This is a genomic window from Mycolicibacter sinensis (genome assembly GCF_001667375.1).
GTDB lineage: Bacteria > Actinomycetota > Actinomycetes > Mycobacteriales > Mycobacteriaceae > Mycobacterium > Mycobacterium sinense_A.
The window spans coordinates 24,494-43,602 of sequence record NZ_LZIN01000098.1; the positions used below are offsets into that span (position 1 = coordinate 24,494).

Consider the following 19,109-nt stretch of genomic DNA (forward strand, 5'->3'; position numbering starts at 1 on the left):
CGCACTAAAGCGCAATAAAACAGGTCAGTTCCAGATGCGGACCCGCTGGGCGGGCTCCAGGTACAGCGCGTCGTCACGCGTGACACCGAACGCCTCGTAAAACGCGTCGATGTTGCGGATCACCCCGTTGCAGCGGAACTCCGGCGGTGAATGCGGATCGGTCGCCAGTCGCCGGATCGCCTCGGCGTCACGGGATTTGGTGCGCCATACCTGCGCCCAGCCGTAGAAGACGCGCTGCACCCCGGTCAGGCCGTCGATCACCGGGGCCTCGGCGCCGCCCAGCGACAGCTGGTAGGCCAGCAGGGCGATCGAGAGCCCGCCGAGGTCACCGATGTTCTCCCCGACGGTGAACGACCCGTTCACGTGGCGCCCGTCGCCCAGCGCCCGCGGCACGTAAGTGTCGTATTGCGCGATCAAAGCGTCTGTGCGCGTACCGAATTCGCTGCGGTCGGCATCGGTCCACCAGTCGATCAGGTTGCCGTCGCCGTCATACTTGGCGCCCTGGTCGTCGAAACCGTGGCCGATCTCGTGGCCGATCACCGCACCGATCCCGCCGTAGTTGGCCGCGTCGTCGGCCTCGGGGTCGAAGAACGGCGGCTGCAGGATGGCGGCGGGGAAGACGATCTCGTTCATGCCCGGGTTGTAGTAGGCGTTGACGGTCTGCGGTGTCATGAACCATTCATCGCGGTCCACCGGCGAGCCCAGCTTCGCCAGTTCGCGGTCGTAGTTGACCGCGTAGGCCCGCAGGAAGTTGCCGTACAGGTCAGCGGGATCGGTGACCACGGCCGAATAATCCCGCCAGCGCGCCGGGTAGCCGACCTTGGCGGTGAACTTGTCCAGTTTGGCCAGGGCCCGCTCCCGGGTCTCGGGGGTCATCCAATCCAGGCCGGCGATGCTGACCCGGTAGGCCTCCCGCAGGTTCGCCACCAGCGCATCGATGCGCGCCTTGGCATCGGGCGGGAAATGCTTTGCGACGTAAAGCTTTCCGACGGCGTCGCCCATCATCGACTCCACCAGGGAGACGCCGCGCTTCCACCGGTCCCGGATTTGCTCGGTGCCCGAGAGCCGGCGCCCGTAGAACTCGAAGTCCTCGGCGACCAGGTCATCGGTCAAGATTCCGGCCCGGCCGTGAATGAGCCGCCACCGCGCCCAGTCCCGCCAAACGGCGAGCTCGACGGAGTGCCACAGCGCGGCGAACGCGGTCAGGTAGTCGGGCTGGCGCACCACGAGTTCGGCGGTGACCTCACCGGAGACCCCGAGGGCGCCGACCCAGCCCGCCCAGTCGAAACCGGGCGCCTCCTGCGGCAGCCCGGCGAAGGTGCGCAGGTTGTAGCTCAGCTCGGCGTCGCGACGCTTCACCACGTCCCAGTGCGCGCCGGCCAGTTGTGTTTCCAGCGCCACGATGCGAGCCGCGACCGCGGCGTGCTCGGCGGCGTCCCCGCCATAGACCAGCGCGAACATCCCCGCGATGTGGTCGGGGTAGGCGGCCAAGATCTCGGCGTGCTGCCCGTCGCGGTAGTACGACTCGTCCGGCAGCCCGAGACCGGACTGGGTCAGGTGCAGCAGGTAACGGGTGGAGTCCTTCGAATCGGTGTCCACATACAGCCCGACGGCGCCGCCGACGCCGGTGCGCTGGCAGGCGCCCAGCACCGCCGCCAGGGCGTCGCGGTCACCGGCGTGCTCGATCGCGGCCAACTCCGCCAGCAGCGGCTGCACACCGCGGGCCTGCACGGTCTGCTCGTCGAGGAAGCTCGCGTACAGATCGCCGATCCGTCGTTCATCGGTCCCGGCCGGCGCGCCCGACTTGGCGGCTTCGGTGAGCAGATCGCGGACCTGGATCTCGGCCCGGTCGAACAGGGCGCGGAAGGCTCCGTCGGTGGCGCGGTCCGGCGGCATCTCGTAGCTGTCGAGCCAGCGGCCGTTGACATGACCGAACAGGTCGTCCTGCGGGCGGACGGCCCTGTCGAGATGGCTGAGATCGAGGCCGGAACGCGTCGCTGGTGAGGTCATCGGTGCCCATCCTTTCACGGCGAACGGTACAGCCGTCCTGTAGCGTCACCGCCATGCCTGACGAGGAGCAGCCCGACATCTCCAACGAAACGGACGACGGCGTCGGCGATCCCGGTTCGACCACCGCGGAGGCGGCCGGCGCCGAGGGCGAAGCCGACGAGAGACCGGTCGTCAAAAAGCCCGCCCCCGGCAAGCGGGCGCCGGCGGCCAAAGAGGCCAAAGGCGCCATGTTCTCCAGCTACGGCCTGGTGTCGGCGTTCCTCGGACTGGTCGCGGTGGCCGCGTTGGTCTTCGGTCTGATCACCTGGAATATGCACCGCGGCGATGTCGACGAGCGCTCCTACCGCAGCCGCGTCCTGCAGACCGCGGCCAGCTGGACCAGCGTGCTGATCAACCTGAACGCCGAGAACGTCGAGAAGGGCATGGCGCGACTGCGCGACAAGACCGTCGGCGAACTCAACAGCGAGTTCGACGCCGCGTTGGCGCCCTACCGCGATGTGGTGCAGAAGATCCAATCCCGCAGCAGCGGCCGGATCGAGGCGGTCGCCATCGAGACGGAACGCCACAACCTGGACGATCCGGCCGCCACCACCGAGCAGGCGTCGACTCCCGGCCGCACCGACCCGGTGATGGTGATCGCCACGTCGATCGCCGAGAACGTCGGCGGCCGGCCGCAGACCGTGCACTGGGCGCTGCACCTCGACGTCAGCGACGTCGACGGGCACCTGATGATTTCTCGATTGAGGTCGATCCGATGAGCAAGCTGGGGAACCTGAAATCGCGGGCGCTGTGGCGCGTCCTGGCTTTCGACATCGCCGCTCCGCTGGCCGCGATCGCCGGTCTGCTGTTTTTCGGGCTGGTCAAAGATTGGCCGCTGTGGTGGGTGTCGGTCTGCTCGGTGCTGGTGCTGCTCATCGTCGAGGGCATGGTGGTGAACTTCCTGCTGCTACGCCGTGACGGGGTCACGGTCGGCACTGACGACGACCGGCCGGGCCTGCGACTGGGCGTGGCCGGCCTGGCCGCCACGGCGCTGGTCGTCGCAGCGGTGTTCGGATATCTGGACTGGACGGTGCCCGATCAGGAACTCGAGGCCGACTCCGGTGAGGTGGTCAAGACCGCCGTCGCGATGGCAGAGGCCGCGGCGACCGTCTCGCCGGCCAACCCGGACGCGTCGATCGAGAAGGCAGCGACCTTCATGGTCCCCGACCGGGTCAACGCTTTCCGGGAGAGCATCGGCCGCACCGCCACCGAGATGGCCAACCGCAACATCGCCGTGGACGCGCAGGCGCTCAGCGCCGGCGTCGAGGCGCTCGGGCCTTCGGCAGCTCGGGTCGCGGTGGTGCTGCGCAGCGTGCAGTCGGTGGCGAACCAGCAGGTGAAGCAGGCGGTGGTGCCGGTGCGGGTGACGCTGACCAAGCGCGGAGATCAGTGGATGGTGCTGGAGATGTCCCCGATCCACGCGCGCTGACGCGCGGCGTCAGATGGCTCAGAGTTGTCCGGGGTCGCCGCGGGTGTGCATCTTGACGAACCGGTCCGACAGTCGCCGCATCCGGATCATCAGCGAGGCCGGCGGACTGACCGTGCCGTCCAGGTATTCGCTCAGCGTGTCGGCGGGCACCCCGACCCGCGAGCAGAATTCCTGACGGCTCAGGCCCGACCGCTCGATCAACACCCGCACGTGGCGGGCGACCTCGGCGCGTTCGTTGGCCTCCAGGTGGTCGCGGGCCCGGGCCAGCACCTCCGCGAGCGCCTTGGAGATGCCGTAGGGTTCGGTGCCCTCCAGCACCTCTTCGACCTGGCGCGCGGTGCGCCCGTACGGGTCGCGCTTGAGGGCGACCACGATCAGCTGCCAGGTGGTGATATCGCCGGTCTGTAGCGCCGAGCGGATGGCGGAGGTCGGCCAGAACTCCACCGGCCGGTCGGTGCCACCGGGCCGGGAATCGGGCCGGGATTGTCCCCGGAGTGGCAGCGATCCGCTGCGTCGGTCCGCGGCCAACGTCACCTCGCCTCCTCCAACATCGCCACCGCCACCGCCAGGCAGCGTCCCCGGACGTGTTCCCAGTCCGTGTCCGCTCGGGGCGCACCGCCGCCGGAGTAGTCCTCCTCGCGTTGGGCGGGTTCCGGGTCGGCGAGCCGACAGACCAGCTGCGTGGCCATCCATCGTCGTTCGGCTGGTTGCCCAGAGTAGTACTTGTCGATCTCCTTGAGTGCCTCAGCAACGGTTTTCGGGTCCAGTACGTCGGCGAGCTCGGCGAGCTCCGCGTAATCCCGGCGGCTGTTACGTGACATCAGCAGGTAGCCCTTGAGCCGCAGTGTCTCGGCGCCGGTGGGAATCTGCAGCCGGTCGCCGGTGGGCAGTTGCACGGCCGCGGTCTCCATCGGGCGGCGACGCGTCAACGCCGGGCCCTCGAGCCCGATCTCGTTTGCTACCCACGCCTCGGTCTCCAGCGCGTCGAGGGCGACCGCGAGCCGGCGCCGCCACACCGTCACCGGGTGCACCGGCCGCACCGCCTTCGGCATCGCCCGGCCGGTGCCGGTGCGCGACTGCCACCCGCCGGCCAGCCTGGCCAGCGGGTGGGCCCTCGCCTTGCCGCCGGCGGGCACCGCCGCCGCACCGACCGGTAGCACTTCGATCTTGCTGGTTGCTATCTCGGCAAGGCCGCAGCCGCGCAGTGCCAGCGGGTCGCCGACGCAGACGGCGTCGGGAACCAGCTCTTTGAGCTTCGCCGCCGACTTGACCACCACCCGAAGGTCGGCGCTGGGGGTGATCAGCGCGGAGATGTCATCGGGGATCACCACGACGTCGCCCAGCTCGACTGTGGGCAGCGGCTTCTCGAAGTCCACCGAGGGCAGGATCCGGGCCAGCCAGCGCGGCAGCCACCAGTTCCACTCGTCGAACATCTTCATCAGCGCCGGCACCAGCACCAACCGCACCACCGTGGCGTCCACCGCGATCGCCACCGCGCAGGCCACCCCGAGTTCGGCGACCAACGGCATGCCGGCGAACGCGAAGCCGATGAACACCGCGATCATGATCAAAGCGGCGCTGGTGATGGTGCGCGCACTGCTGCTCACCCCGTGGGCGACGGCGTCATGGGTGTTGCCGGACTGCAGAAAACGCTCCCGGATCCGGGTCAGCAGAAAGATCTCGTAGTCCATCGACAGACCGAACGTCATCGCCAGCACGATCGGCGGGATGAAGCTGTCGATCGAGCCGGTGGGCGCGAACCCGAGTCGCTCCAGCCACCCCCACTGGAACACCACGACCAGGCTTCCGTAGGCGGCCCCCACCGACAGCACGGTCATCACGACGCCCTTGAACGCCAGGAACACCGACTGGATCGAGATCAACAGCATCAGGAACGCGATCACGGCCACGAATACCAGCACCAGCGGTTCGGCCGCCGCGACCCGGTCGTCGAAGTCCTTGATCAACGCGGTGGGTCCACCGACGTCGACCCGCACCGACGGCGACCCGGCCGCTTCGGGCAGGTGTTCGCGCATCCAGTCGATGGTCTCGCGCGCGGCCATGTCCTCAGGGTCGACCGACAGCACCGCAGACAGCAACCCACTGCTGTCGTCGTCGCCGAAGACCGGCGGGGACACCGAGGCGATGTTGGGGGCCTGCGTCATCGCCTGGCGGACCGCCAGGAACGTCTGGGCATGCTCGGGTGCCGATGCGTGCGCGTCGGGAACCGTGACCAGCACCCGGACCGGCCCCAACGCGCCGGGACCGAGGGCTTGCGCAGCCGCGGCCACTCCGCCCCGGATCTCATGGGACGAGTCGAACTGGCGGAGCATGCTGTTGCCCTGTTCCAGCGACAGCACCGGCGCCGCGAGCGTCAGCAGGAACCCGGCGGCCAGCAGCGCTGACACCCAGGGGCGGCGCATCACCCCCGCCGTCCAGCGGGTCCAGAACCGGGACTGGGTCGCCTGCGGGCGGCGCGCCCAGTGCAACAGCGCCGAGCGTTTGGCGACCGGACGTCCGAACACCGCCAACACCACGGGGGTGAGGGTGACCGCGGCCAGTACGGCGACCGAGACCGCCAGGATCGCCCCGGTGGCCATCGACACCAGCACCGGGGTGTTGATCAGGTAGATGCCGGTCAGGGAGGCCACCACGGTCAGGCCGGAGAGCACCACGGCCAGCCCGGATGTCGCCATGGCCGCATCGGCGGCCTCCTGGGGCTGGCGGCCGGCCCGCAGTTCTTCGCGGAAGCGCATCAGGATGAACAGTGAGTAGTCGATCGCCAGCGCGATCCCGAACATCGACACCGTCGAGGTGACGAACACCGACATCGCGGTGAACATCGACAGCAGATAGACCAGTCCCATGGTGACGACGACGGTGCCGATCCCGAGCGCCAGCGGGATGGCGGCGGCCGCCAGTGAACCGAACACCGCCAGCAACACGATCAGCACGATCGGCATGTTCCATTGTTCGGCGTCCGCGATGTCCTGCTTGGTCTTCGCCGACGCCGCCGCCCCCAGGGCGCCCTGGCCGATCACATACAGATTCACCGAGCCGTTCTCGATCCGGCCGGGCTGGTCGCCTTCCACCCCCAGCTTGGCCCGCAGCTTCTTGGCGACGTCGACCGCGCCGGTGTTGTCGAAGTCCACCCGCAGCGACACCACGTAGGGCCGGTCGGGGCGTGGCGGCGGCTGTGCTCGATCGGGCATCACCGTGACGCTGGACGCCTCGCCGGCGACGCGCTGGAGCAGTGCAACGGCGTTCTTCATGTCCTGATAGGTGGCATCGGCGCGGGGAGCGGCCACCAGAGCCAGCGGCGAGGTGCCTTGGTCGGGGAAGTGTTCCTCGAGCCGATACTGCACGTTCAGCGACTGGGACCCCGCCACCTCGAAGCCCCCGCCGGTGAGGTGACCGGACTGGGTTCCGGCCAGGTAGAGCGAGAGGAGCACAGCCAGAAGCCAACCTGTGAAGACCACCCAGCGGAATCTGCGCAGGTTGCTACTGAGGCGCATCATGAACTGCTGGATTTCGGCTCTCCCCGCTCTCGCCCGCACCGGTGCCTCGCGTGCTGCGAGCCTACCGCAGCCCACTGATGCGCCGGGGGTTTCCCGTCGCCTCTGAGCTGGTCTGATGCTGTCCGGGAACCGCACTGTGACCAGGCTGACGTGCGCTCGGGTGGCGGCGGTCGATCAGGGCTGACAGGATCGCGTACGGACCCCCGGATCGTGCCGTTGCTGCCGGGAGACTTCCCGCCCATACCGAACACCCCGAGTGTGGTCCGCAACGTGGGGGACCGAGGCGCACACCCGCAGCCGTGAGGAGAATTCGTGAACACCACCCGTGCCCTGTCCGGCCTCGGGGTCATTGCCGCCGCATCCGTAGGCGGCATCACCGCCGCGGTGCTGGCCGGCCCCTCCACGCCGTCGGCGACCGCGTCCAAGGATCCCTGCGTGGCCAGTGAGGTGGCCCGGACGGTGGGTAAAGCCGTCACCTCGGCCGGCGACTACCTCGACTCGCACCCGGACACCAACCAGGTGCTGACCGGGGCCCTGCAGCAGCAACCCGGCCCGCAGACCCTGGCGAACCTCAAGGGCTACTTCGACGCCAACCCGAAGGTCGGCGACGACCTGGCCAAGATCACCGCGCCGGTGCAGGAGATGAGTGACCGGTGCAAGCTGGCTGTCAACCTGCCGCAGGTGCTCGGGCTGCTGCAGGCCGCCCAGGCCCACGGTGGCCTGCCGGGCGGCCGGCCGGTAGTCGGCCCGCCGGCCGGGGGCGTAACCCAGCCGGTGGCGGTTCGGTAGCGCCCTCCTCGGCCGTGTCGTCGGTGCGGAAGACGAAAAAGAACACCACCCAGCCGACGGCGCCGACCAGCAGCCAGCTGACCATCCGATAGATCAGCACCGCGGAGATCGCTTCCGGCAAGGTCAGCCCGCTGGACACCAGCCCGGGCACCAACACGGCCTCGACCACCAGCAGTCCGCCCGGCATCAGTGGAATCGTTCCCGCGGCGCGGGCGGCGGCATAGGCCACCGTCAAACCCGCCACCGATGCCTGCCCCCCGGCGGCGTAGGCCGCGCAGGCCAGGCAGGCGACGTCGGCGACCCAATTGAACAACGACCAGCCGAATGCCGTCGACGCCGCGCGGCGGCCCAGGCTGACCGACTCCAGTTGCCCCAGCAGTCGGCGCCAGGTCGCCAGGCCGGTGCCTGCGGGCTTGTCGCGCACCGAGTTGACCCAGCACAGCACCCGGACACCGATACCGTCGATCAACTCCGGCCGCGCCGCGACCGCCTGGGCCAGCAACAGCAGCGCGACGAAGCCGCCGAGGGTGAACAGGAGAGAGAACGGGTTGCTGCGCGCACCGAGCAGGAAAGCGCCACCGAGCCCCAACAGCGCCAGCCCGAGCGCCTGCAGCACTCCCGACATCACCAGCTGCCACGACGCCACCACCGGCGACGCACCCCAACGCCGTTGCTGGCGGTACAGGAATGTCGTCGACAGCACCGGACCGCCCGGCAGCGTGGTGGACAACGAGTTGGCGGCGTAGAAGGCTGCCTCGGATCGCCACTGGGTGACGCGCACCCCGGCCGAGCGCAGCAGGGTGCGCTGGATCTGGGCGAAGCTGTGCATGGACGCCGCTGCCGCCAGGATCCCGCCGAACAGCCAGCGCCGGTCGGCGCTGCAAAGGCTGCGCCACGCCGCGGCGAGCTGATCCCACACCAGCACCACCTCGACGGTCAGCACCACCGCGACCAGACCGAGGACCACTGGACGCGCCCAGGTGCGGACGCCGGTGAGACGTTGCGGGGCCCGGGTCGGGACACCGATTACGTCGTGGGACACGAAACTAGAGGTTAGCCGCGCACCATCGAGATTCTCACTAGTCGATGTGCTGTCGCTGCGGCATCGTTACGCTACCGGAATGTCAGCCAGCACAGACGAATCCGTACACCCGACGGTGCGCAAAGCGGCGGCGTGGGCCTGGCGCCTGCTGGTGTTGTTCGCCGCGGCGCTGGTGGTGCTGCTGATCGCCCGGCGGCTGGAAGTGATCGTCGTCCCGGTGGCGCTGGCGATGATGATGTCGGCGTTGTTGCTACCCGGCGTGGATTGGCTCGACCGGCGCGGCGTGCCTCGCGGCCTGGCGGTGTTTCTGCTGCTGCTCGGCGGGCTGGCGGCGCTCGCGGGGTTGCTGAGCTTCGTGGTCGACCAGTTCATCGACGGGGTGCCCGAGCTGGTCGAGCAAGTCACCCAGGTGGTCAACTCGACCCAGCGGTGGCTGATCGAAGGCCCCCTGCATCTGAGCGGCGAACAGATCGACCGCGCCGGCGAAACCGTGATCAACGGCTTACGCAACAATCAGGCCAAGCTGACCAGCGGGGCGCTGTCGACGGCCGAGACCATGGCCAAGATCTTCACCGGCGCCTTCGTCGTGCTGTTCACCTTGATCTTCTTCCTCTACGGCGGCCGCAACATCTGGCACTTCGTCGTCAAGTTCTTCCCGAGCGGGGTACGCGACAGGGTGCATGCGGCCGGGGTCGCGGGTTTCGAGTCGCTGATCGGCTACATCCGGGCCACCTTCCTGGTGGCACTGGTCGACGCCGTCGGCATCGGCGTCGGGCTGGCGATCATGGCGGTGCCGTTGGCCTTGCCGCTGGCCTCGCTGGTTTTCCTGGGAGCCTTCGTACCGCTGGTCGGTGCGGTGCTCACGGGATTGCTGGCGGTGCTCGTCGCCCTGATAGCCAAGGGCTGGGTCTATGGGTTGGTGACGCTGGGCCTGATCATCGCGGTCAACCAGCTGGAAGCCCACGTGCTGCAACCGTTGGTGATGGGTCGCGCGGTGTCGATCCACCCGCTGGGGGTGGTGCTGGGCATCTCCACCGGGGGGATCCTGGCGGGCATCGTCGGCGCGCTGCTGGCGGTACCGACGATCGCCTTCATCGACCGGGCGGTGCGGGTACTGGTCGGTTCGTCGGACGACGGCGGGTCCGAGGGCGGCTTGCTCGAAGCCGAACCCGACGAGGTCAGTACCGGCCCTCCCGACGCAGTAGCTCCGCCGCACTGAGACCGCCGGCGGCACCGCGGCGCTGCGGGTCGTCCCCGGCCTTGTCGCCCTTGTCGCCCTTGTCGGCCTTATCGCCCGCAGCGGTGAGCTTCTCGGTCGGCGGGGTGTCCGGGTCGGAAGGGGCGCCTTGGGAACCCGGAACCGGGATGGCGGTGGTCGGGGCGTTCTCGTCGTCGCCGGCGTCCTGCGGAGGCACCGGCAGCGCCCGTGTCCGCTCGTCGCCACGGCCGCCGCGCAGTTCGCCGAGCCAGGATTCGATTTCGCGTTCCGGAACGTCGCCCGGCGATTCCACCCGCTCGGTCACCGCATCGGCGGCGGAGAATCGGGTGGTCGGCGCATCAGGCGAACCGGTGTTGATCCGGTTGGTCCGGGCGCCCGACGGGTTGCCGGTCACCGGCCGGGTCGGCAACTGCTCACTGGGCCGCGAGCGCGCCTGGGCGGACCCGCTCGGTGCGGGGTGAGTCGGATCGTGCACGGGGCGCGGCGCGCCGGCGCCTACCGCTGCGGGGGCGGGCGTCGCAGCCGGGAAGCGGCGGGTCACCTTGCGCCGCTCGTCGGGCAGCCGGATCTCGCCCAGCCCGATCCGGTGCTGGAGGCGCTTCATCCAGCGTGGAGCCCACCAGCAGTCGTCGCCGAGCAGTTTCATCACCGACGGCACCAGGAACATCCGGATCACGGTGGCATCCAGCAACAGCGCCGCCATCAGGCCGAACGCCAGATACTTCATCATCACCAGATCGGAGAACACGAACGATGCCGCGACCACCGCCAGGATCAGCGCGGCCGCGGTGATTAGACGACCGGTGGTTGCCGTGCCGATCCGGATCGCCTCGGCGGTGGACATCCCGGATTCTCGGGCCTCCACCATCCGGGAGACCAGGAAGACCTCGTAGTCGGTGGCCAGGCCCCAGCCGACCGCGACCACCAGCGCGATCACCACCACCATCAGCGGCGTGGGGGTGAAGTTCAACAGCTCGGCGCCGTGCCCGTCGACAAATATCCAGGTCAGGATGCCCATCGTCGACCCAAGGGTGAGCGCGCTCATCACCGCGGCCTTCAATGGCAGCACCAGCGACCCGAACGCCAGGAACATTAACAACGTGGTGGTGGTCAGCAGAATGAACACCATCAGCGGCCCTTGCCTGACCAACGCGTGGATGCTGTCCTGCTCGAGTGCGGGGGTGCCCCCGACCAGCACGTCGAGGCCCTTGGGGGTGCTCATATGGCGCAGCGCCTTGATCTTCTGCGCGGCCTCGTCGCGGGTGATCAAGCCGTTTTCGATCACCCGGGTGGAGGTCTCCTTCGAGGCCCCGGGCAGATAGGGCCGTTCTTTCCACATCTCGTCGGGGTCGTCCTCGGGGACGACGAACCCGCTGATCGACATCGCCCGACTGCGCACCTCGGCGACCTGCTGGTCGGTCACCGGTTTATCGTTGTCGCTCTTGATCACCAGGGTCAGCTTCTCGGTGCGGAAGCCGGGGAAAATCTCGTCGAATTGCTCCTGGGCCATCCGGGCGGTGTTGTCCGGCGGGAGATATTTCTCGCTCATCCCGCCGAACGTCAGCCTGCCCAGCGGGATGATCAGCAGGATCATCGCGACCACGATGGGGATCGCGAAGACCAGCGGCCGCTGCATCACGAAGTTGACCAGCTTGCCCCAGAACCCGGCCTCGACCTCTTCGCGGGTCTTGGTCTTCTGAGTCTTCTCGGCGAACCAGCCGATGATGCGGTTGGAGAACTCCCAATCCCGCAGGAACGGAATGCGGTAGAGGGTGCGCACCCCCAGCGCGTCCACATTGGTGCCCAGCACGCCAAGAATGGCCGGCAGCAGGGTGATCGACAGCAGGGCCGCCAGTCCCACCGAGGCGAAGATTGCGTAGGTTATCGCCTTGACGAAGCCCTGCGGCAGCACGAGCAGGCTGGCACCCGACACGATGATCAGCACCGCCGAGAACACCACGGTGCGTCCGGCCGTCATCACCGAACGGCGGACCGCCGCCTCGGTGTCGTAGCCCTCGGCGATCTCCTCGCGAAATCGGCTCACCACGAACAGGCCGTAGTCGATCGCGATACCGAGGCCGATCAGCGACACCACCGGTTGGGCGAAGAAGTTGATCGGCCCGAATATGGCGGCGAACCGCAGGATGCCGGTGGCGCCGGCAATGCTCAAACCACCCACGATGACCGGCAAGCTGGCGGCGACGACCCCACCGAACACGAAGAACAGCACCACCGCCACCAACGGCAGCGCCAGCACCTCCATCCGCTTCTGGTCGCTGGCGATGGTGCCGGTCAATTCACTGGCGATCGGCTGCAGGCCGGCCAGTTCGACCTTGCCCCCGTCGAGTTTCTGCAGATCGGGCTGGACCGCCTGGTAGTTCTTCAAGATGGTGTCGTCGTCGTCACCCTTGAGTTGGATCGACGCGAACGCGTGCTTCTTGTCGGGGTCGGCCATGGTGGCCAGCGCTTCGGGATTGGTGAAGTAGCCGACCCAGCTCATGATCTGGTCGGGGTGGTCGTTTTTGACCTGGTTCAGCCCGTCTTTGACGCCGTCGAACCACCGCTTGTTATCGACGGTCTCGCCTTTGGGGGCGGTGAAGATCGCCACCACATGGCTGGTGCGGTCCCGGCCGTAGGCCTCGTCGCCGAGCACCGATGCCTTCACCGACTGGCTGCCGTCGTCGTAGAAGCCGCTCTGGGTGACGTGGTCGCCCAGGCTCATCCCGTAGACCCCGCCGCCCAGACAGAGCGCCACCATCACGCCGATTACGATGAACCGGTAGCGGTATACAGTTCGACCCCACCAGGCGAACACCTATACGCTCCTCACTAAAATCTGTTGAGAGATCTTTCGACCCGCGCGCCCCATTTCAGGCTCTCCAGTTGTCACTCGCGCGAGGCCAGCAGTGAGCTCAGCGGCCGGAACGGCTGCAGCCATGCCCCTTGCTCCGGCAGCGAATCCAGGCTGATCCGCGGCAGCCGCTCCCGGAACACACCAGGAATGTCTTCCAGGTCGACAAACTCCAAGCTATCCGAGGCTAGCGCCCAGCTGGCATGTTCGCGAAATCCGAGCACGCAGACCGCGATGCCCAGCGCGCGAAGTTCTTCCAGTGGTTCCCGGAACGCCTGGCCGTCGGCAGAAGCCACCGCCACCGCGGCCAGCCCCTGCTCCTTACGTAACGCAATGTGTTCCAGCATGTCGGAATCGACATCGCTGTCCTCGTCGATCTTCGGCTTGGCGAAGACCGCGAAACCCACGTTACGCAACGCCTCCACCCACGGCCGGACGACGTCGGCGCTGCCCGGGGCGATGTTGGTGAACACCGTGGCCTCGGGTTCGACCGGCCATTGCGGGTGGCTCGCCGAAATCTCGGCGGTGCGATTGAGCAGCCAGCGGCCCAGCGCGTCGAACCGGGGCCGCTCCACCCCGGTCGGACGCCGGCCCAGGATCGCACCCAGGCCCATGTCCAGATTCGGGGCGTCCCAGACGAGCAGCACCCGACGGGCCGGTGGCCCCGGGGAGGCCGGCTCCTGCGGGATCTCCGTCGTTGGGCCCGGCACCTCCGCCACGGTGTCGCTCACAGCGGCTTCTCCCAGATCAGCTCGGTGATCGCGCTGCCCGCGTCGCGGCCCTTCGCTTCGTATTTGGTGGTGGGCCGGGCGACTGAGATGGGTAAGCCGGCGCCTTCGGACGGGTCTGTCACTCGGCGCAGGCGGGGCTCGCCGTCGCCGGACTCGGCGATCTGTTCGGCGTAGCCGGCATGGTCGGTCGCCGCGTGCAGCACCCCGCCCGGCCGCAGCCGATCGGCGATCAGGGCCAGGGTGGACGGTTGCAGCAACCGCCGCTTGTGGTGCCGGGCCTTGGGCCACGGGTCCGGGAAGAACACCCGCACCCCGGTCAGCGAAGCCGGGGCTATCAGGTGTTCGAGCACGTCGAGGCCATCGCCACGCAGCAGCCGGATGTTGCCCACCTGTTCGCGCTCGATTGCGCAGAGCAACTGCGCCAGCCCGCGCTCGTAGACCTCGACGGCGATCACGTCGAGATCCGGTTCGGCGCGGGCCATCGCGACCGTGGAGCTACCGGCTCCACAGCCGATCTCGAGTACCACCGGGGCCTCACGGCCGAACCAGCGGTGCGGGTCCAGCGGCTCGGGACGGCCGGGCCCCTCCGGCGGCAGCACGTCGGCGCCCAACTGAGGCCAGAGCCGCTCCCAGGTCTGGCGCTGGCCGGCGGAGAGCGCGGAGTGGCGATAGCGGACGCTGAAGTTGCGGGCGCGTCGTGGAGTCGGCGCTTCGGTACCGGCGACGTCTGATGGCGTCTCGACGTCGCGCTGCGCATGCATGCAGTCCATGGTGGCCCATGGACTGTGGTGTACCCACGGCGCGGTGCACATTGATACCCAACAGTTAGCACCGTGGTGACTCGCTTCACACGGGCACAGCTGACAACATGGCCTCAGTGGGGCGGGCCGATTGGGCGATGTGGGAGGCATGGTCGTGACACAGGGGCACCAGCTCTTCGCTGCCGAGCTGACTCGGCTGGCCGGCGAGATCTGCAATCCGGGGTTGTCGTCGCTCGCCGCGGACATCGCCGCGCCGCTGACGATCGCGGTGTGCGGCCGGCGCGGGGTGGGTAGGCGCAGCGTCGCTGCGGCACTGGCCGCCGCCGGCGTGCGCGTCGCCGACCGGCCTGACGTGGAAGCAGACGCCGTGGTCTACGTGGTCGCCGAAGCGGTCAAGCCGGAGGACACCGCGGCGGTGGTACGCGCGGGGCGGCGTGCGCCGCTGCTGGTGGTGCTGAACAAGGCGGACCTGGCCGGGCATTGCGGTGTCGCCGGCGTCGCAGCCGCCACCGGGGCGCCGGCCGAACCGCTCTCGGCGTTGTTCGCACTCGCCGCGCTGGGAGGGCGGCTGGACAATGGGCTGTGGACCGCGCTGCGCCGGCTCGCGGCGGAACCGGCCGACCTCAGTTGCGCCGAACACTTCGTCAGTTGCCCGCACGGCGTGCCGCGGCAGCTGCGCGAGCGGCTCTGCGCGACCCTCGACCTGTCCGGGATCGAGCGAGTCCTCGAGCTGGCCCGGCGCGGCGGCACCGTGGCCCAGGCCCGGGCGTTGCTGCGTCGGCTCAGCGGCGTCGACGGCGTGCTGGCCCGGCTGGCCGCGCTGGGCGCCGGGGCGCGGCACCGGCGGATGACGGAGGCGGTGGCCCGGCTGGAGGCGCTGGCGGTCGGCCGGGATTTCGCCGCACGCATCGATGAATTCTTGACCCGCGACGCGACGGTGGCGGCCAGGATGGCCGCGGCGGTGGCCGTTCTCCCAGAACACGCGGTGCCGGGTGAACCGCTGCGGCGGGCGCGCCGGTGGCAGGCCTACCGCAGCGCGCCGATGGGCATCACCCAGCGTGCCTGCGCCGGGGACATCACCCGCGGATCGTTGCGGGCCTGGGCGACGACGCGGGGCCGCTCATGACCGCCCCACAAGGCCCCGATCTCGACGCCACCGCCGCCGTGGACGCCCTGGTGGCCGAGATCGCCCCGGGGATTCGCCCGCCGGCGGTGCGACGCTGCGACGCGATCATGGTGACCGGGCCCTGGTTGGCCGGGGTGAGCGCGGTGGCCTCCGCATTGGCCGACCGGCTGCCGGAGTGGCGCGTGCTGGAAGCCACCGACCTGATGCCGGGCGAGGTGCCCACGGCGGTGGTGTTCGTGGTGTCGGCCGCAGCGGCACTGACCGACTCGGACTGCGCGCTGCTCGACGCCGCGGCCGCCCACACCGACGTGGTGATCGGCGTGGTGTCCAAGATCGACGTGCACCGCCAGTGGCGGGAGATGCAGGACGCGGCTCGCGAGACCCTCGCCGACTACGCGCCCCGCTATCGCGACGTGGAGTGGGTGGGGGCGGCCGCGGCGCCCGAGCGGGGCGGCCCGCGGGTGGACGACCTGGTTGCCGAACTGGCCAAACAGCTCGGTGACAGCGATGTGGAGCGACGAAACCGGCTGCGGTCCTGGGAGTTCCAGCTACGCACCGATGCCGACCGGATCGACCGCGACGCCCGCGCCGAGGGGCGGCGCGCGCGGGTGGCGTTGCTGCAGGAGCAACGCGACGAGGTGGTGCGGCAGCGGCGGATGTCGAAATCCGAGCGGGTGATCGCGTTGCGCAGCCGCGTCGCCCAGGCCAAGGTGCAGCTGTCCTACTTCGCCCGCAAGCGTTGCGCCTCGGTGCGCGGCGAGCTCGCCGAGGACGCCGCGGGCATGACTCGGCGCCGGTTGCCCGAGTTCGAGGCCTACCTGCGAAGCCGGCTGGAGGAGGTCGTGACCGAGGTCGACGAAGGGGTTGCCGAGCACCTGGCCGACATGGCCCACGAGTTGGGCCTGTCCGGCGATGCCGCGGCGTCGACCTCGACCCCGCCGCAGTTCGAGACCGGCGCGCCGGCGTTGGCGTCCCGGCGCCTGGAGACCCAGCTGATGACGCTGCTCGGCGTCGGCTTCGGTCTGGGAGTGGCATTGACGCTGAGTCGGCTGTTCGCGCACCTGGCCCCGGGGTGGACGGCGGCCGGTGCGGCGCTGTGCGTCGTCGTCGGGGTGGCGGTCACGGTGTGGCTGGTCCGCATCCGCGGGCTGCTGCGTGACCGGGCGGTGCTGGAACGCTGGGTGGGTGAGGCCACCGCCGCGCTGCGCTCGGCGCTGCAGGAGCTGGTGGCCCTTCGGGTGGTGGCCGCCGAGTCGGCACTGAGCACCGAACTGGCCGAGCGCAACGAAACCGAGGCGGCGCGGGCCGCGGACCGGATCGCCGGGCTGGACCGGGAACTGCGCGAGCACGCCGCGGCGACCGCCCGGGCCGCCGCGGTCCGGGATCGGCACCTGCCGACGTTGCAGCGGGCGCTGGCCGCGGTGCGCTCCGAACTCGGCGGTTCAGCGAGGCTCGACGAAGGAGAGGCGAAGCTGGGACCGGCGCATGAACCGGGCGGTTCAGCGAGGCTCGACGAAGGAGAGGCGAAGCTGGGACCGGCGCATGAAGTGCGTGAATCGGGTCCGTCGGAGACCGCCCGGGACGTTGCCGACTAGCTGGGTGTATGCCCGCTTCGCCGCGCGGCGCTATCCACGGTAACCTCTTATCTAATGAAGCATTAAGAGGTGGACTGCGGCGCACCAGCGGCCAGGCCACGAAGTGACACAGGTGACAACAGGAGAGCTCATGACCTCAGCGACCATCCCCGGTCTGGACACCGCCCCGACGAAACACCGCGGGTTGCTGGCCTGGGTCCAGGAGGTCGCTGAGCTGACCCAGCCGGACCGGGTGGAGTGGTCCGACGGTTCCGAGGGCGAGTGGGACCGGCTGATGGCCCTGCTGGTGGAGGGCGGAACCGCGGTAAAGCTCGACGACGCGAAGAAGCCCAACTCCTACCTGGCGCTGTCCGACCCCGCCGACGTGGCTCGGGTCGAGTCCCGGACCTTCATCTGCACCCGCGCCAAGGAGGGTGCCGGCCCCACCAACAACTGGATGGACCCCGACGAGATGCGGGCCACCATGACCGAGCTGTACCGGGGCTGCATGCGCGGCCGCACGATGTACGTGGTGCCGTTCTGCATGGGGCCGCTGGGTGCTGAGGACCCGAAGCTCGGCGTCGAGATCACCGACTCGGCCTACGTGGTGACGTCGATGAAGATCATGACCCGGATGGGCACCGCGGCGCTGGAGAAGATCGGTACCGACGGCGCCTTCGTCAAGGGCCTGCACTCGGTGGGTGCGCCGCTGGCCGAGGGGCAGCAGGACGTGCCCTGGCCCTGCAACGAAGAGAAGTACATCACCCATTTCCCGGAGACCCGGGAGATCTGGAGCTACGGCTCCGGCTACGGCGGCAACGCGCTGCTGGGCAAGAAGTGCTACGCGCTGCGGATCGCCTCGGCGATGGCCCACGACGAGGGCTGGCTGGCCGAGCACATGCTGATCCTCAAGCTGATTTCGCCGGAGAACAAGGCCTACTACATCGCCGCTGCCTTCCCGTCGGCCTGTGGCAAGACCAACCTGGCGATGATCCAGCCTACGATCCCGGGCTGGCGGGCCGAGACCCTCGGCGACGACATCGCCTGGATGCGTTTCGGCAAGGACGGCCGGCTGTACGCGGTGAACCCGGAGGCCGGCTTCTTCGGGGTGGCGCCGGGCACCTCCAACAGCTCCAACCCGAATGCGATGAAGACCATCGAGGCGGGCAACACCATCTACACCAATGTCGCCCACACCGACGATAACGACATCTGGTGGGAAGGCATCGACGGCGAGACGCCTGCGCACCTCACCGACTGGAAGGGCAACGACTGGACGCCCGAGTCGGGAACCCCTGCCGCCCACCCGAACTCGCGCTACTGCACCCCGATGTCGCAGTGCCCGATCCTGGCGCCGGAGTGGGACGACCCGGCCGGTGTGCCGATTTCGGCGATCCTGTTCGGCGCCCGCCGCAAGACCACCGTCCCGCTGGTCAGCGAGGCCCGCGACTGGCAGCACGGGGTGTTCATCGGCGCCACCATGGGATCCGAGCAGACCGCCGCCGCCGAAGGCAAGGTGGGTGCGGTGCGCCGCGACCCGATGGCGATGCTGCCGTTCATCGGCTACAACGCCGGCGACTACATGCAGCACTGGATCAACATCGGCAAAAACTCCGATGAGTCCAAGCTGCCGAAGGTGTTCTTCGTCAACTGGTTCCGCCGCGGCGAGGACGGACGCTTCCTGTGGCCGGGCTTCGGCGAGAACAGCCGGGTGCTCAAGTGGATCATCGAGCGGGTCGAGGGCAAGGGCTCCGGCGAGTCGACGCCGATCGGCACCGTGCCGCACGCCTCCGATCTGGAACTCACCGGGCTGGACGTGGACCCCGCGGATGTGGAGCAGGCACTGGCCGTCGACGCCGACGAGTGGCGCGCCGAGTTGCCGCTGATCGAGGAGTGGTTCGAGTTCATCGGCGACCAGCTGCCCACCGGGCTGCGCGACGAGTTCGACGCCCTCAAGCAGCGCCTGGGTTAATACCCGGCGAGCAGACACAAAAAGCCCCCAAATGTCCGGCATATTGGG

Annotated in this window: 13 protein-coding genes and 1 pseudogene; 7 read left to right on the top strand and 7 right to left on the bottom strand. The window is 69.1% G+C overall.

From position 1 onward, the window contains the following. Positions 1–24: 24 nt before the first annotated feature. Positions 25–2,010, bottom strand: a complete 1,986-nt coding sequence (locus A5771_RS20250) for a M13 family metallopeptidase (RefSeq protein ID WP_064856990.1) — start codon at positions 2,008–2,010, stop codon at positions 25–27. 53 nt (positions 2,011–2,063) lie between these two features. Between A5771_RS20250 and A5771_RS20255 the strand changes: the two genes are divergently transcribed. Then, positions 2,064–2,768, top strand: a complete 705-nt coding sequence (locus A5771_RS20255; RefSeq protein ID WP_064856991.1) for a hypothetical protein — start codon at positions 2,064–2,066, stop codon at positions 2,766–2,768. Then, positions 2,765–3,478, top strand: a complete 714-nt coding sequence (locus A5771_RS20260) for a hypothetical protein (protein ID WP_064856992.1) — start codon at positions 2,765–2,767, stop codon at positions 3,476–3,478. The genes A5771_RS20255 and A5771_RS20260 overlap by 4 nt, the downstream gene beginning before the upstream one ends. Positions 3,479–3,496: 18 nt before the next feature. On the opposite strand, the gene A5771_RS20265 is transcribed toward A5771_RS20260, so the two are convergent. Both A5771_RS20265 and A5771_RS20270 read right to left on the bottom strand, forming a co-directional pair. Next, positions 3,497–3,979 carry a helix-turn-helix domain-containing protein gene (locus A5771_RS20265; RefSeq protein ID WP_064924615.1) on the bottom strand — a complete coding sequence of 161 codons (483 nt, stop codon included), beginning with the start codon at positions 3,977–3,979 and terminating at the stop codon, positions 3,497–3,499. Between the two features lie 29 nt (positions 3,980–4,008). Then, on the bottom strand, positions 4,009–6,996 hold the full coding sequence (locus A5771_RS20270) for an MMPL family transporter (RefSeq protein ID WP_064856994.1): 2,988 nt from the start codon (positions 6,994–6,996) through the stop codon (positions 4,009–4,011). A gap of 384 nt (positions 6,997–7,380) precedes the next feature. Between A5771_RS20270 and A5771_RS24210 the strand changes: the two are divergent. Beyond that, positions 7,381–7,644 (top strand): annotated as a pseudogene (locus A5771_RS24210) (hemophore-related protein); the annotation flags it as partial. A gap of 19 nt (positions 7,645–7,663) precedes the next feature. Here A5771_RS24210 and A5771_RS20275 read toward each other — a convergent pair. Continuing rightward, the gene (locus tag A5771_RS20275; protein ID WP_234783141.1) at positions 7,664–8,812 is read right to left on the bottom strand and encodes a lysylphosphatidylglycerol synthase transmembrane domain-containing protein; all 1,149 of its coding nucleotides are present in this window, start codon (positions 8,810–8,812) and stop codon (positions 7,664–7,666) included. A gap of 94 nt (positions 8,813–8,906) precedes the next feature. Between A5771_RS20275 and A5771_RS20280 the strand changes: the two genes are divergently transcribed. Continuing rightward, complete coding sequence (locus A5771_RS20280) at positions 8,907–10,046, top strand: AI-2E family transporter (protein WP_064856996.1); 1,140 nt, start codon at positions 8,907–8,909, stop codon at positions 10,044–10,046. Here the strand turns inward: A5771_RS20280 and A5771_RS20285 are convergent. The 3 genes from A5771_RS20285 to trmB form a co-directional block, all read right to left on the bottom strand. Then, positions 10,006–12,861 (bottom strand): MMPL family transporter, encoded by a 2,856-nt coding sequence (locus tag A5771_RS20285; RefSeq protein WP_064856997.1) that lies wholly within the window; start codon positions 12,859–12,861, stop codon positions 10,006–10,008. The two genes, A5771_RS20280 and A5771_RS20285, sit on opposite strands and share 41 nt — an antisense overlap. Positions 12,862–12,932: 71 nt before the next feature. Continuing rightward, positions 12,933–13,616 (bottom strand): NYN domain-containing protein, encoded by a 684-nt coding sequence (locus tag A5771_RS20290; RefSeq protein WP_428844427.1) that lies wholly within the window; start codon positions 13,614–13,616, stop codon positions 12,933–12,935. A gap of 8 nt (positions 13,617–13,624) precedes the next feature. Further along, on the bottom strand, positions 13,625–14,389 hold the full coding sequence (trmB, locus tag A5771_RS20295; protein ID WP_064857028.1) for a tRNA (guanosine(46)-N7)-methyltransferase TrmB: 765 nt from the start codon (positions 14,387–14,389) through the stop codon (positions 13,625–13,627). Between the two features lie 148 nt (positions 14,390–14,537). On the opposite strand from trmB, the gene A5771_RS20300 reads away from it, so the two are divergent. The 3 genes from A5771_RS20300 to A5771_RS20310 all read left to right on the top strand — a co-directional run bounded on the left by A5771_RS20300 (position 14,538) and on the right by A5771_RS20310 (position 19,061). Next, the gene (locus A5771_RS20300) at positions 14,538–15,515 is read left to right on the top strand and encodes a hypothetical protein (RefSeq protein ID WP_064856999.1); all 978 of its coding nucleotides are present in this window, start codon (positions 14,538–14,540) and stop codon (positions 15,513–15,515) included. Then, a complete protein-coding gene (locus A5771_RS20305; protein WP_064857000.1) occupies positions 15,512–17,110 on the top strand; it encodes a hypothetical protein in 1,599 nt (532 codons plus the stop codon). The genes A5771_RS20300 and A5771_RS20305 overlap by 4 nt, the downstream gene beginning before the upstream one ends. A gap of 130 nt (positions 17,111–17,240) precedes the next feature. Beyond that, positions 17,241–19,061 carry a phosphoenolpyruvate carboxykinase (GTP) gene (locus tag A5771_RS20310; protein ID WP_064857001.1) on the top strand — a complete coding sequence of 607 codons (1,821 nt, stop codon included), beginning with the start codon at positions 17,241–17,243 and terminating at the stop codon, positions 19,059–19,061. Positions 19,062–19,109: the final 48 nt, after the last annotated feature.